At 64.9% G+C, this 13,152-nt stretch carries 16 protein-coding genes; all 16 read left to right on the forward strand.

Annotated features, from left to right (window positions below; translation table 11 throughout):
- Positions 1–53: 53 nt before the first annotated feature.
- The 16 genes from AC1DYL_RS10445 (at position 54) to AC1DYL_RS10520 (ending at position 13,129) form a co-directional block, all read left to right on the forward strand.
- Complete coding sequence (locus AC1DYL_RS10445; RefSeq protein ID WP_477173077.1) at positions 54–1,280, forward strand: argininosuccinate synthase; 1,227 nt, start codon at positions 54–56, stop codon at positions 1,278–1,280.
- A gap of 214 nt (positions 1,281–1,494) precedes the next feature.
- Positions 1,495–1,974: a hypothetical protein gene (locus tag AC1DYL_RS10450; RefSeq protein ID WP_477173078.1), complete on the forward strand. Its 480-nt coding sequence runs from the start codon at positions 1,495–1,497 to the stop codon at positions 1,972–1,974.
- A complete protein-coding gene (locus tag AC1DYL_RS10455) occupies positions 1,959–2,438 on the forward strand; it encodes a hypothetical protein (RefSeq protein ID WP_477173079.1) in 480 nt (159 codons plus the stop codon). The genes AC1DYL_RS10450 and AC1DYL_RS10455 overlap by 16 nt, the downstream gene beginning before the upstream one ends.
- Positions 2,426–2,836: a hypothetical protein gene (locus tag AC1DYL_RS10460; RefSeq protein WP_477173080.1), complete on the forward strand. Its 411-nt coding sequence runs from the start codon at positions 2,426–2,428 to the stop codon at positions 2,834–2,836. Before AC1DYL_RS10455 ends, AC1DYL_RS10460 begins: the two co-directional genes overlap by 13 nt.
- Positions 2,837–2,840: 4 nt before the next feature.
- The gene (locus AC1DYL_RS10465; RefSeq protein ID WP_477148449.1) at positions 2,841–3,158 is read left to right on the forward strand and encodes a hypothetical protein; all 318 of its coding nucleotides are present in this window, start codon (positions 2,841–2,843) and stop codon (positions 3,156–3,158) included.
- A 90-nt stretch (positions 3,159–3,248) separates the two neighbouring features.
- Positions 3,249–5,378 (forward strand): EAL domain-containing protein, encoded by a 2,130-nt coding sequence (locus tag AC1DYL_RS10470; protein WP_477173081.1) that lies wholly within the window; start codon positions 3,249–3,251, stop codon positions 5,376–5,378.
- A 42-nt stretch (positions 5,379–5,420) separates the two neighbouring features.
- Positions 5,421–6,122, forward strand: coding sequence for a prolipoprotein diacylglyceryl transferase (locus AC1DYL_RS10475; protein WP_477173082.1), 702 nt, complete (start codon positions 5,421–5,423; stop codon positions 6,120–6,122).
- Positions 6,106–7,545: a radical SAM protein gene (locus tag AC1DYL_RS10480; RefSeq protein WP_477173083.1), complete on the forward strand. Its 1,440-nt coding sequence runs from the start codon at positions 6,106–6,108 to the stop codon at positions 7,543–7,545. The genes AC1DYL_RS10475 and AC1DYL_RS10480 overlap by 17 nt, the downstream gene beginning before the upstream one ends.
- The gene (locus AC1DYL_RS10485) at positions 7,542–7,733 is read left to right on the forward strand and encodes a hypothetical protein (RefSeq protein ID WP_477148453.1); all 192 of its coding nucleotides are present in this window, start codon (positions 7,542–7,544) and stop codon (positions 7,731–7,733) included. The genes AC1DYL_RS10480 and AC1DYL_RS10485 overlap by 4 nt, the downstream gene beginning before the upstream one ends.
- A gap of 274 nt (positions 7,734–8,007) precedes the next feature.
- Positions 8,008–9,822 (forward strand): translational GTPase TypA, encoded by a 1,815-nt coding sequence (gene typA, locus AC1DYL_RS10490; protein WP_477173084.1) that lies wholly within the window; start codon positions 8,008–8,010, stop codon positions 9,820–9,822.
- Between the two features lie 152 nt (positions 9,823–9,974).
- Positions 9,975–10,589 carry a DedA family protein gene (locus AC1DYL_RS10495; protein ID WP_477173085.1) on the forward strand — a complete coding sequence of 205 codons (615 nt, stop codon included), beginning with the start codon at positions 9,975–9,977 and terminating at the stop codon, positions 10,587–10,589.
- 70 nt (positions 10,590–10,659) lie between these two features.
- Positions 10,660–11,115: a carboxymuconolactone decarboxylase family protein gene (locus AC1DYL_RS10500; RefSeq protein ID WP_477148456.1), complete on the forward strand. Its 456-nt coding sequence runs from the start codon at positions 10,660–10,662 to the stop codon at positions 11,113–11,115.
- 1 nt (position 11,116) lies between these two features.
- Positions 11,117–11,992 (forward strand): sigma-70 family RNA polymerase sigma factor, encoded by an 876-nt coding sequence (locus AC1DYL_RS10505; protein WP_477173086.1) that lies wholly within the window; start codon positions 11,117–11,119, stop codon positions 11,990–11,992.
- Between the two features lie 96 nt (positions 11,993–12,088).
- Positions 12,089–12,382, forward strand: coding sequence for a YggT family protein (locus AC1DYL_RS10510; protein WP_477148458.1), 294 nt, complete (start codon positions 12,089–12,091; stop codon positions 12,380–12,382).
- A gap of 4 nt (positions 12,383–12,386) precedes the next feature.
- On the forward strand, positions 12,387–12,824 hold the full coding sequence (locus AC1DYL_RS10515; RefSeq protein WP_477173087.1) for a GNAT family N-acetyltransferase: 438 nt from the start codon (positions 12,387–12,389) through the stop codon (positions 12,822–12,824).
- The gene (locus AC1DYL_RS10520; protein WP_477173088.1) at positions 12,821–13,129 is read left to right on the forward strand and encodes a DUF167 family protein; all 309 of its coding nucleotides are present in this window, start codon (positions 12,821–12,823) and stop codon (positions 13,127–13,129) included. Before AC1DYL_RS10515 ends, AC1DYL_RS10520 begins: the two co-directional genes overlap by 4 nt.
- The last annotated feature ends 23 nt before the right edge of the window (positions 13,130–13,152 follow it).

Genomic DNA, 13,152 nt, shown 5'->3' on the forward strand with positions numbered 1-13,152 from the left:
ACGTTGCGCTCGCGCCGGTGTAGCGTCGCCGCCAAATCATGCCGAGAGACAAAATGAGCAAAGACATCAAGAAGATCGTCCTGTCCTATTCGGGCGGCCTCGACACGTCGATCATGCTGAAGTGGCTGCAGGAGCACTATCAGGCCGAGATCGTCACCTTCACCGCCGACCTCGGCCAGGGCGAGGAACTGGAGCCGGCCCGCAAGAAGGCCGAGATGTTCGGCATCAAGGACATCCGCATCGTCGACGTGCGCGAGGAATTCGTGCGCGATTTCGTCTTCCCGATGTTCCGCGCCAACGCCCTCTACGAAGGCCAGTACCTGCTCGGCACCTCGATCGCCCGTCCGGTGATCGCCCGCCATCTCGTCGAGATCGCCGAGGAAACCGGCGCCGATGCCATCGCCCATGGCGCCACCGGCAAGGGCAACGACCAGGTCCGCTTCGAGCTCACCGCAAATGCGCTGAAGCCGGACCTCAAGGTCATCGCCCCCTGGCGCGAATGGGACCTGCGCTCGCGCACCGCGTTGCTCAACTACGCCGAAAAGCACCAGATTCCGATCGCCAAGGACAAGCGCGGCGAAGCGCCGTTCTCGGTCGACGCCAACCTCCTCCACACCTCGTCCGAGGGCATGGTGCTGGAAGATCCGGCAGTGCCAGCACCCGACTATGTCGCCCAGCGCACCCTCGACCCCGAGAAGGCCCCGAACGAAGCCGAGATCATCACTATCGGTTACGAGAAGGGCGACCCGGTCTCGGTCAATGGCATCAAGCTCAGCCCGGCCGAGTTGCTCACCAAGCTCAATGAACTCGGCGGCAAGCACGGCATCGGCCGGCTCGACCTGGTCGAGAACCGCTTCGTCGGCATGAAGTCGCGCGGCCTCTACGAGACCCCGGGCGGCACCATCATGCTGGTGGCGCACCGCGGCATCGAGTCGATCACCCTCGACCGCGGCGAGGCCCATCTCAAGGATGAGCTGATGCCGAAATATGCCGAGCTCATCTACAACGGCTTCTGGTACTCGCCCGAGCGCGAGATGCTGCAGGCGCTGATCGACAAGTCCCAGCAGTTCGTCACCGGCGACGTCACCGTGAAACTCTACAAGGGCTCGGCCAGCGTCATCGCGCGGTCCTCGCCCTACTCGCTCTACAACATGGACCTCGTGACCTTCGAGGAAGGCGCCGTGGCCTACGACCATCACGACGCCGAGGGCTTCATCCGCCTCAACGGCCTGCGCCTCAAGACCTACGCCGCACGCCGGCTCAACCTCGGCAAGAAGTAGCCCGGCGGCCGCGGCGCGACCGCGGCTACCGCTACCTTCAACGTACACATGTGCGTGTTACTGCGTGGCCGACCGGTAGGCATTTCTTGCCGGTCGGCGCGTTGGTGTGTTGTTGATTTGCGCACTAACGCCTAGTGCGATCAATATTTAGCACTCATTAACCATGAAATACTGACACTCCGGGCGAGTTTCATCGCGTACCCGGAGTAAAGTGATGCGTTTACTTGCCGCAACCACCCTCGCCCTGCTGGCCGGCGCCGTGCCCGCGGCAGCGGCCAACGTCGATTTCACCGGCACCGTAACGGCTGGCTGCACAATCGTCGCCAGCACCAACGGTACGCTGGGGCTGAACCTCACCACGGGCACCACACTTGGTTCGGAGGAGGCCGGCGGCACGCCCGGTTCCGTCACCGTCCTGTCGATCGGCGGCTCGACGCTCACCATCGGCGCACCCACCCGCACCTCCACCGCGCCAGGTGGCTATTCGGTGGGCACCGAGATCGTCGAAGTCTCCTACACGGGCGCCTCCGGCCTCTCGGGCATCACCCAGGCTTACACGTCCAGCCAGACCACACAGCCCCTCGGCACCATCGCCGCCTCGGTGCTGACGGTGAACAATCGGATCCGCAACTCCAGTGGCTTTCCCGCGGCCACCTATACGACGCGGACCGTGGTCACATGCGCGCAGCCCTGAGCCACATAGCCGCTGGAGCGCTCATCGGCGCGGTACTACTGGCGCCGCTGCCTGCTTTGGCCTGCACGCTTAACGTGCAGTCGCCCGGTACCCTGCGCGCATCGAACGACAACACCATGCTCGGCTCGGAGGTCAACGGAACCACCCCGGGGACCATGACGAGCGTCCTGACGCTGCTCGACGGCACTGCGACCATCGACGTCGCGCCCCCGACGCGCATCCAGACGGCGTCGGGCTACAATGCCAGTGCCGAGACGCTGCAGGTCGCCTACAGCGCCGCCTCCGTACTCGGTCTCTTTCCCGGCGCCAGCCAATCCTACACGAGCGCAACGACCAGCTTCCAGGCAACGGGCATTCTCTCCGGCCTGTCGATCACGATCACGATCAACAACCGCATCTTGAACCCCAACGGCTTTGCGCCCGGCACCTATGGAACGAGGACCGTCGTCACATGCCATCCCTGAAGCTTGCCATCCTGCCGATGGCGATTGCCGCCACATTCGCCCTCGCCGCCCCGGTCGCCGCGCAATCGCTGTCGCCGCTCGAGAAATCAGGCGTCACGCCCTCGGACAAGAAGGCTTTCAAGCTGACCGTCGGCAATCCCTACAACCGCCGGATGACATTCGTCCTCGTGCCCCTCGCCTCCGACTACCAGACGCCCATCGGCGGCGTCGTCATCAGGCCCGCCGAACTCACCATGGCGCCCGGCTTCGCCCGCCAGGTCATCGTGACCTTCGATATCGATCCCACCAAGAAGGAGCGGACAATTGCGCTCTGTGTCATGCCTAAAGCACTCGATGGTCCGATTCTGCCGCGCGTCTGTGGTCGCTACACTGGCCGCATGGCCGGCGTCGGCGGCTGACGGCTTGCTCCTCCCGCCACCTCCTGTGGGACCGGGCGGCGAAGACTCGATCACGACCTCCGAGGGGGTGCGCTGCAGCCAGTCGATCAACTCCTCCGGCGGCTATCTCGATCTCGGCGTCGCGGGCGGCGACCTGTCGAGTGCGTATTCCAGCGACGACTACGGCATCGACGATAGCGCACCGCAGAGCGCCGTCGCCTATGCCCGCGTCATCATTCCGCTCGGCGAAGCCCCCACCCGGCTCAATTGCGCCCGGCTCTACGAGCTCGAAATCCAGAAGCTGAAAGCCGAAATCGAGATGCTGAAGGTCGGTCTCGAGTAACGGGCGAACGGCTTTTGCTTAAAGCGTTCTTAACCACCCATCGCTAGCGTTCCCAGGCCCGAATAACGGGAATTGGGAGCCTGACCAGAAGTGAAGGCGCTGTCCGTCGATTCCGACCACAAGGCCGCAGATGCATTGCTGCTCGATGCGGCGCTGCAGTCGGTCCCCTACGGGTTCTGCGTCTGGTCGCCCAATTTCAAGCTGGTGATGTTCAACCAGCACTATCTCGACATCTACGGCTTTCCCACCCGCCGCGTCCGCAAGGGCATGACGCTGGAGGCAGTGGTCAAGCTTTCCTCCGAGATGGGCAACCACCCCGACCAATCCCCCGAAGAGTTCCTTGCCGCCTACAAAAAGGAACTGCTCGGCAACCGCGGCGGCGCCCGTTCCAAGGTGCGCGAGCGGGTTGCCGGCGACCGCTGGCTCGAGACCGCGCACGCTTTCTCGCCCGGCCTCGGCTGGGTCGTGACGCACGAGGATGTCACCGAGGAGATCGCGTCCTCCGAGATCATCCAGAAGCGCAAGCGCGAGCTCGAACGCCAGAACATCCGGCTCGATGCGGCGGTCAACAACATCTCCCAGGGCCTCTGCATGTACGACCCCAAGGGTCGCCTGGTGATCTGCAACCAGCCCTACCAGCGCATCTACAACCTGCCCGAGCACCTGCTGAAGCCCGGCACCCAGCTCGACGACATCCTCGGCCACCTGTTCGACGAGGGCATGCAGGCCGGCGCCAACCGCGAGGATTACATCCGCTGGCGCCGCGAGGTGATTTCGCGCGGCGAGTACGGCAAGAACATCCACGAACTCAACGGCCGCACCATCATGATGCAGCACCATCCGATGAAGGATGGTGGCTGGGTCACCACCCACGAAGACATCACCGAGCAGCGCCAGCACGAAGAGCGCATCCGCCACCTCGCGCGCCACGACGCGCTGACCCAGCTGCCCAACCGCGTGCAGTTCCTCGAGGAGATGGCAGCGGCCGAGCCCGGCTTGGCGCGCGGCGAGCACATCGCAGTACTCTGCATCGATCTCGATCACTTCAAGTCGGTCAACGACACGCTCGGCCATTCGCTTGGCGACAAGCTGCTGCAGCAGGTCTCGGCGCGCCTGTGGGGCGCCACCCGGGAAAACGACCTGCTGGCCCGGCTCGGCGGCGACGAGTTCGCGCTCATGTTGCGCGGCGTCGACAACCCGGCGGAAGCCGCCACCATCGCCGAGCGCATCGTCACGGCGATGGCCAACCCCTTCACCATCGACGGCCACCAGCTGGTCATCGGCACCTCGGTCGGCATCGCCATGGCCCCACAGGACGGCGAGACCTCCGAGATCCTGATGAAGAACGCCGACCTGGCGCTCTACAAGGCCAAGAACGAGGGGCGCTCGACCTTCCATTTCTTCGAGTCCGGCATGGATGCCGCCATCCAGAAGCGCCGCACCATCGAGGCCGGCCTCCGCCTCGCCCTCGCCAAGGGCGAATTGCGCCTGGTGTTCCAGCCGCTGGTCGGCTTGAAGGAAAACCGCATCACCTGCCTCGAAGCGCTGCTGCGCTGGGATACCGCTGATCGCGGCACCATCTCGCCGACCGAGTTCATACCGATCGCCGAGGAAACCGGCCTCATCGTCCAGATCGGCGAATGGGTCCTGCGCGAAGCCTGCCGCACTGCCGCCAACTGGCCGCCCGGTGTGCGCGTCGCGGTCAACCTCTCGCCCGTGCAGTTCAAGAACAAGCGCCTGTTCGAGACGGTCGAAGCCGCGCTCCGCGATACCGGTCTCTCCCCCACCCGGCTCGAACTCGAGATCACCGAGTCGCTGCTGCTCTCCGACAACGAGCCGACGCTGAAGACCCTGCACAAGCTGCGGGCACTCGGCGTTCGCATCTCGATGGACGATTTCGGCACCGGTTACTCGTCGCTGAGCTACCTGCGTTCATTCCCCTTCGACAAGATCAAGATCGACCGCACCTTCATGCGCGATCTCAAGTCGAAGGGCGACAGCCTCGCCATCATCAAGGCGGTGATCGGCCTCGGCCAATCGCTCGGCATGTCCACCACCGCCGAAGGCATCGAGACCGAGGAACAGCTCGCCGCCGTCCGCGATCAGGGTTGCAACGAAGTCCAGGGGTTCCTGTTCTCGCCTCCGATCAGTGCCCAGGCGGTCACCGAGATGCTGGCCGAAGAAGCCGCCACCCGCCCCAAGCTGCGCCGGGTCTCCTGATATCTGATATCTGATACCTGAGATCGAGGACCCGGGGGTCGCATGGACGTCCACGCCGTCTTCGATGGGCTAGCCTGGTTGGCTGCGGCGCTGGTCGCCTTCGCCCTCCGCCGCTTCATGCCCGGCGCCTTCCCTTCCGCGGGAAAGGTCGGGACGGGCTATCTCGCCGCCCTGGTCATCGGCGCCGCCTTGGGGGCCTATACCGTCGGTAGCCTGAACCTCTGGCTTGCGGGTCTCCCCGGTTTCGCCCGCTCGATCGAGGGTGCCTTGGCCGGCGCCATTCTCGCGGTGGAGCTCTACAAGCTCCGCGTCGGCATGCGCGGCCGTACTGCCGCGCTCTACGCGCTGCCGGTCGCCGTCGGCATCGCCGTCGGCAGGATCGGCTGCTACTTCGCGGGCCTCGACGATTTCACTTACGGCACTCCCACCGACTTGCCCTGGGCACATGACTTCGGTGACGGTATTCCGCGCCACCCGGTCCAGCTCTACGAGTCCGCGGCGCTTGCGCTGTTCGCGCTGGCCTACGGCGTCGCCCTGTTCCGCCGCGACCCCTGGGTGCTCCGCAACGGCTTTGCGCTGCTGGTCCTGCTCTACGGCCTGCAGCGGTTCGCACTGGAGTTCCTCAAACCCTATCCAGCACTATTCGCCGGGCTCACGATATTTCAGATTGTGTGTGTCGGTCTGGTGTTCTACGCCTTGACAATATTATTGAGGGATAATCAGGCAAATGCTCGACGCGTTTGAAGAACCGGCCCCGGTTCGAAAGATTAAACCTTACATCTTCTACGGCGAAACCACCTCGCTCTGTGCCGAGTGCCTGGCGCTCGTGCCGGCCAAGATCCAGTTCAGCGATGGCGCCGTCTGGTACGAGAAGCGATGCCGCACCCATGGCGTGCAGAAGGTGCTGGTCTCGACCGATATCGAGTTCTTCAGGTGGCAGAAGGACTTCCTGAAGCCCGGCGACCGTCCGCTCGAGGTGCAGACCCACACCGATTACGGTTGCCCCTATGATTGCGGCCTCTGCCCAGATCACGAGCAGCATTCCTGCCTCGCCATCATCGAGATCAACCAGCACTGCAACCTCACCTGCCCGGTCTGCTTTGCCGGCTCCTCGCCCCAACACACCGAGCACCTGCCGCTTTCGACCATTGAGCGCATGATGGACGCCCTGGTCCGCAGCGAGGGCGAGCCGGATCTGCTCCAGATCTCGGGCGGCGAGCCCACCATCCACCCCGACATCCTCGCCGTGATCGACGCCGCCCAGGCCCGCCCGATCCGCCACCTGATGATCAACACCAACGGCATCCGCATCGCCCAGGACCCGGCCTTCGTCGAGGCTCTGGCCGCGCGCAAAACGGGTCTCGAAATCTACTTGCAGTTCGACAGCCTCGAGCGCGACGCCCTGATGGACCTGCGCGGCGCCGACCTCCGCCGTATCCGCCAGCAGGCGCTCGAAGCGCTCGAGCGCCACAACATTTCGACCACGCTGGTCGCGACGCTAAAGAAGGGCGTCAACGACCACGAGGTGCCAGGCATCATCGATCACGCGCTGGGCTGGCAATGCGTCCGCGGCGTCACCTTCCAGCCTATCCAGGATGCCGGCCGCAACGAGGGCTTCAGCCTCCGCGACAATCGCCTCACCCTCTCCGAGGTGCGCCGCCGCATCGTCGACGAGCACGGCCTGTTCGGCGAAGCCGACATGATCCCGCTGCCCTGCAATCCAGACGCCATCACCATCGGCTATGGTCTGCGCAACGGCCGCACCGTCGCCCCCGTCACCTCGATGATCCCGCGCGACATGCTGCTCGACTCCGTGCCCAACTCGGTCACCTTCGAGCGCTACCCCGAATTGAAGCGCCGTATCTTCGATCTCTTCTCGCTGTCGGTCGGCGAGGGCACCATCACCGAAAAGATGACGGCGCTGCTCTGCTGCCTGCCCGAAGTGCCAGTGCCGCAGGGGCTCGACTACTCCTCGGTGTTCCGCGTCGCCGTCATCAACTTCATGGATCGCCACAACTTCTCGGTGCCCGCCGCCAAGCGCAGCTGCATCCACTTCGTCACCCCGAACGGCCAGATCATACCGTTCGAGACCTACAACCTGTTCTACCGCAATGGCGAGATCGGCCCGATCCGTGAGCGGCTGGATCGGCAACGGGCCATCGCATGATCGGGCGCATTCTCGCCGTCATCGCTGGATTGCTCCTGCTACTGCCGGGGCTGTGCACGCTCGGGTTCGGCCTGATGTTTGCTTCTAACGGCTTTTCCGCAATCGCCATGTGGATCTGGTGGTTCATCATAGGCGGGGCCTTCACCTGGGGCGGCATCGCAATACTGATGGCGACCTTCAGGCGCTAGTTGCGGCCCGCCGCTCACCACCTGCCAGAATATTTCGCGCCCGATGTCGATCGGGCCCTCGCCCATCCGTCATGTCGGTGCGGAGGCACGCTTGATGCGTCGCCTCTGCGTTGGGTGGGGCGTCCCCGCAGTTTTCGCGCTGGGGTAACGGGGGCGTCCTCACCCCTCTCGCGAGATGCCGCAACCCTCCCATTCCGCGAATTGTCTTGAGAATGTGACCCTTGTCCGATATGGGGCGCGGCTAATCTCCGGAAAATCTGATCGGCCGCCCCTCATGTCTTTGCGTAACATCGCAATCATTGCTCACGTTGACCATGGCAAGACCACCATGATCGACGTCCTCCTCAAGCAGTCCGGCTCGTTCCGCGACAACCAGCGCGTCGAAGAGCGCGCCATGGACAGCAATGATCTCGAGCGCGAGCGCGGCATCACCATTCTGGCCAAGGTCACTTCGCTGGTCTGGAAAGACACACGCATCAACATCGTCGACACGCCCGGCCACGCCGACTTCGGCGGCGAGGTGGAGCGCATCCTGTCGATGGTCGATGGCGTGGTGATCCTCGTCGACGCCGCCGAAGGCCCGATGCCGCAGACCAAGTTCGTGCTCGGCAAGGCCCTGGCCCAGGGCCTCCGCCCCATCGTTGCCATCAACAAGATCGACCGCCCCGACGAGCGCCATCTCGAAGTGCTCGAAGAGATCTTCGACCTCTTCATCGCGCTCGACGCCACCCCCGAGCAGCTCGATTTCCCGGTCCTCTACGGCGCCGCCAAGCTCGGCTGGATGTCTGACAAGCCGGAAGGTCCCAAGGACTCGCTCGCCCCGCTGCTCGACAAGGTGCTCGAGTATGTGCCCGAGCCCAAGGTCGAAACCGGCCCGTTCCGCATGCTGGTCACCACCATCGAGCGCAACCCCTTCCTCGGCCGCATCCTCACCGGCCGCATCACCTCCGGTGCGGTCAAGGCCGGTGACGCCATCCACTCGCTCGGCCGTGACGGCAAGGAAGTGGAAAAGGGCCGCGTCAGTAAGGTTCTCGCTTTCCGAGGCCTCGAGCGCACGCCGATCGACGTCGCAGAAGCCGGCGACATCGTCGCCATTGCCGGCCTCGAGACCTCGACCGTCGCAGACACCCTGACCGTTCCCTCGGTCAACGAGCCGCTGCCATCCAAGCCGATCGATCCGCCGACCCTGTCGGTCACCTTCCGCATCAATGACGGCCCGCTGGCCGGCCGTGAAGGCGATAAGGTGCAGTCCCGCGTCATCCGCGAGCGCCTGATGCGCGAAGCCGAGGGCAACGTCGCCATCCGCGTCACCGAGGGCGAGGACAACGACTCGTTCGACGTCGCCGGCCGCGGCGAATTGCAGCTCGCCGTGCTGATCGAAAACATGCGCCGCGAGGGCTTCGAGCTCACCATCGGCCGCCCGCGCGTCGTTATCCGCGAGGAGAACGGCCAGAAGCTCGAGCCGATCGAGGAAGTCATCATCGACGTCGATGACGAGCACACCGGCGTGGTCGTGCAGAAGCTCACCGAGCGCAAGGGCGACCTCGTCGACATGCGTCCCTCGGGCGTCGGCCGTACGCGCCTCCGCTTCTACGTTCCGACCCGCTCGCTCATCGGCTACCAGCCCGAGCTGCTGTCGGATACCCGCGGCACCGCCATCTTCAACCGCCTGTTCCACGAGTACCAGCCGTTCAAGGGCGCCCTCCCGGGCCGCCGCACCGGCGTGCTGATCTCGAATGGCACCGGCCAGGCCGTGACCTATGCGCTGTGGAACCTCGAAGAGCGCGGCCCGATCATGATCGATGCCGGCGTCGACATCTACGAGGGCATGATCATCGGCGAGCACGCCCGTGAGAACGACCTCGAAGTCAACGCGCTCAAGGGCAAGCAGCTGACCAACATCCGTACCACGTCGAAGGACGAGGCGGTCCGCCTGACCCCGCCCAAGAAGCTCACCCTCGAGCAGTCGCTCGGCTACATCGCCGACGACGAGTACGTGGAAGTGACGCCCAAATCCATCCGCCTGCGCAAGATCTGGCTCGACCCGAACGACCGCAAGCGCATGATGCGCGCCGCCAAGGCGAGCTAATCACCGGCGTCGGTCTCCGGCACCAGACAGAACTGAAGATCCCCGCGACGAGCGGGGATTTTCGTTTTTGAGCCTCGAAACAGCGTTTCCGCTTTCGCGGCACTGACCCTGTGGGCTACTGAACGCCGGAAACGACGGAGCAGCGAACACGCATGGCCACCTGGATCACCCAGATCATCACCGACCTCGGCTATGTCGGGATCGCCTTGCTGATGCTGCTCGAGGCAGTGTTCCCGCCGATCCCCTCCGAGCTGATCGTGCCGTTCGCCGGTTTCGCCGCCGGAGAGGGCACACTCAACTTCTTCGGCGTGATCCTCGCCGCCACCATCGGTTCGCTGATCGGCATGCTGCCCTGGTACTTCGTCGGCGGCCTGTTCGGCCTCGAGCGCGTGAAATGGCTCGCCGACCACATCGGCCGCTGGTTCGCCTTCAATGCCGACGAGATCGACTACGCCGCCCGCATCTTCGACCGCTGGGGCCGGCCGATCGTCCTCGTCGGGCGGCTGTTCCCGATCCTCCGGACGCTGATCTCGGTCCCTGCCGGCCTCGCCAAGATGAACTTCCTCGCCTTCGCGCTGTTTTCGGCCATCGGCATGCTGATCTGGAACACCGTGCTGGTCAGCGCCGGCTACCTCCTCCACGAGCACTATCACCTCGTGGAAAGCTGGCTCGATCCCGTCACCTGGCTGGTCCTCATCGCCGTCGTCGGCCTCTACATTTTCCGCCTCTTCACCTGGCGGCCGAGCCGCGCCGGCGAAAAAAACTGAGGCCCATGTCACAGCGCTAGGGCCCCGGTCGTCTTGTTGTCGTGATCATCGAAATGACATGGAGACAATGATGACTAAGCGCACCAACCCCTATGCCCGGATGGACCTCATCCAGCCGCTGATCGACTACAGCCACGGCGTTCCCGATGTCGGGCTCGAGCCGGCGATCGCCCATCTCGTCAAGATCCGCGCGAGCCAGATCAACGGCTGCGCCGTGTGCCTCGTGATGCACAGCCAGGAGGCCCGCCAGGACGGCGAGACCGAAATGCGCATCTACCTGCTCGACGCCTGGAGGGAAGCCCCCCACTTCACGCCCCGCGAGCGGGCCGCCCTCGCCTGGACCGAAGCGCTGACCAGGCTCGATCATACGTCCGAGGCGGCCTACGAGCTGCTGTCGGCCGAGTTCAGCGAGGCCGAACAGATCGTCCTCACCCTGATGATCGGCAACATCAATACCTGGAACCGCATCAATGCCGGCTTCCAGGTGAACCCGCCGCGTTCGGCGGTCATCAAGGTGGCTGCGTAACATGGATGCCGGGCGGGCCGATGCGGCCATCAGCTTCGAACCTCATCGGCCCCGCCTCACCCGCGTCGCCTACCGCATGCTCGGCTCGGTCGCCGATGCCGAGGATGTGGTGCAGGACGCGTTCCTGCGCTGGCACACCACCGATCGCTCCGAGGTCGACAACGCGGAAGCCTTCCTCGTCCGCGTCGTTACCCGGCTCTGCCTCGATGTGCTGAAGTCGTCCCGCCGCAAGCGCGAGACCTATATCGGCCCCTGGCTCCCCGAGCCGGTGGTCGATACCGAGGCCGACCTCGCCGAGGACGTGACGCTGCCTTTGCTGCTGGCACTCGAACGGCTCTCCCCACTTGAGCGCGCCGCCTTCCTCCTCCACGACGTCTTCGGCATGGAGTTCGAGGAAGTCGCCGGTGCCATCGGCCGCGAGCCCGCCGCCTGCAGGCAGCTCGCCGCCCGCGCCCGCCAGCACGTCCACGATGCCCGCCCGCGCTTCGCCGTCGACCAGCGCCGCGGCATGGAGATGGCCGAGGCCTTCTTCGCTGCCTCGCAGACCGGCGACATGGCGACGCTCAAATCCATGCTCGCAGCCGACATCACGGTTACCGCCGATGGCGGCGGCAAGCGCCCGGCCGGTCCGGTTCCGATCGTCGGCCTGGACGACGTGCTGCAGCTGATGGAGCGGATGGCTCGGCTGTTCGCCCGCGCGCCGTCTCAGCTCGTCCGCGTGGCGATGATCAACGGCCTGCCCGGCTACGTCACGCTCGAGGCCGATGGCGAACTGCAGACCACCGCGCTCGAAATCGTCGATGGCAAGATCGTCGGCCTCTACATCATGCGCAACCCGGACAAGCTCGGCCATATCGAGGGCGCGGCGGTCCACTAGGCGCCAACCCACCACACTCAAAGGCAAAATCGTCGCGCCCGCTTGCCGGGCGCGCCGTCGCCCCCTAAATAGGGCCGACACCTTGAGGGCCCGACGATGATCTTCGCCATTCTGCAGACGCTCAGCTTCATCCTGAACATCGTCTGGTGGATCTTCCTGATCATGATCATCATGAGCTGGCTGATCAGCTTCAACGTGATCAACACCCGCAACCAGTTCGTCAATTCCGTCTGGCGCGTGCTCAACCAGATCACCGAGCCGATCCTGAAGCCGATCCGCCGCATCATTCCGCCGGTCGGCGGGCTCGACCTGTCGCCGCTGATCGTCTTCGTCATCATCTTCTTCCTGCAGAACTGGATCGCGTCGATGGCGGTCGGCCGCTTCATCTAGCCAGATGCTGCCGCAGGGCTACGAAGTCTCCACCGATCCGGCCCGGATCGACCTCGACTACGTACACCGCTACCTGAGCGAGCAGAGCTACTGGGCCGGCGCCATCCCGCGTGATGTCGTCGCCCGCTCGGTGGCCAATGCCCTGAGTTTCGGCCTCTATGCCCCCAACGGTGCGCAGGTCGGCTTCGCCCGCGTCATTACCGACCGTGCCACCTTCGCCTGGCTCGCCGACGTCTTCATCGACCCAGGCCGCCAGGGCCTCGGCCTCGGCAAGGGCCTGATGGACGTCGTCGTCGCCCACCCCGATCTCCAGGGCCTCAGGCGCTTCATGCTGGTCACCGCCGACGCCCACGGCCTCTACGAGCGCTACGGCTTCGCGCCGATCGAGCGCCCGGAGCGGCTGATGGCGATCCTCCGCACCGACCTCTACCCCCGCTCGTGAGTTCCGCGGTCGAGCAGCTGCCCGACGGCGTCCGCGTACACCTCCGCGTCACCCCCAATGCCGGCGTCGACCGCGTCGAAGGCATCGAAACCCGTGACGACGGCACCACCGTCCTGCGAGTCCGCGTCAAGGCCGTCCCCGACAGGGGCAAGGCCAACGCCGCCGTCATCGCCCTCCTCGGCAAGACCCTCGGCATCCCGAAATCCGCGATCACCCTCGTCTCCGGCGATACCGCCCGCTTCAAGACCCTGCACATTGCCGGCGACCCCGCTGCCCTCGCCGCCGCCCTCGCAAAGCTTGGCTAGACATCTTACATTACGATCAGCAT

It is taken from the genome of Devosia sp. P1_H9 (assembly GCF_056405135.1).

Coding starts and splice junctions, on each gene's coding strand:
- AC1DYL_RS10445 (WP_477173077.1), top strand. CDS start 54: ATGAGCAAAGACATCAAGAAGATCGTCCTGTCCTATTCGGGCGGCCTC.
- AC1DYL_RS10450 (WP_477173078.1), top strand. CDS start 1,495: ATGCGTTTACTTGCCGCAACCACCCTCGCCCTGCTGGCCGGCGCCGTG.
- AC1DYL_RS10455 (WP_477173079.1), top strand. CDS start 1,959: ATGCGCGCAGCCCTGAGCCACATAGCCGCTGGAGCGCTCATCGGCGCG.
- AC1DYL_RS10460 (WP_477173080.1), top strand. CDS start 2,426: ATGCCATCCCTGAAGCTTGCCATCCTGCCGATGGCGATTGCCGCCACA.
- AC1DYL_RS10475 (WP_477173082.1), top strand. CDS start 5,421: ATGGACGTCCACGCCGTCTTCGATGGGCTAGCCTGGTTGGCTGCGGCG.
- AC1DYL_RS10480 (WP_477173083.1), top strand. CDS start 6,106: ATGCTCGACGCGTTTGAAGAACCGGCCCCGGTTCGAAAGATTAAACCT.
- AC1DYL_RS10485 (WP_477148453.1), top strand. CDS start 7,542: ATGATCGGGCGCATTCTCGCCGTCATCGCTGGATTGCTCCTGCTACTG.
- typA (WP_477173084.1), top strand. CDS start 8,008: ATGTCTTTGCGTAACATCGCAATCATTGCTCACGTTGACCATGGCAAG.
- AC1DYL_RS10495 (WP_477173085.1), top strand. CDS start 9,975: ATGGCCACCTGGATCACCCAGATCATCACCGACCTCGGCTATGTCGGG.
- AC1DYL_RS10500 (WP_477148456.1), top strand. CDS start 10,660: ATGACTAAGCGCACCAACCCCTATGCCCGGATGGACCTCATCCAGCCG.
- AC1DYL_RS10505 (WP_477173086.1), top strand. CDS start 11,117: ATGGATGCCGGGCGGGCCGATGCGGCCATCAGCTTCGAACCTCATCGG.
- AC1DYL_RS10510 (WP_477148458.1), top strand. CDS start 12,089: ATGATCTTCGCCATTCTGCAGACGCTCAGCTTCATCCTGAACATCGTC.
- AC1DYL_RS10515 (WP_477173087.1), top strand. CDS start 12,387: ATGCTGCCGCAGGGCTACGAAGTCTCCACCGATCCGGCCCGGATCGAC.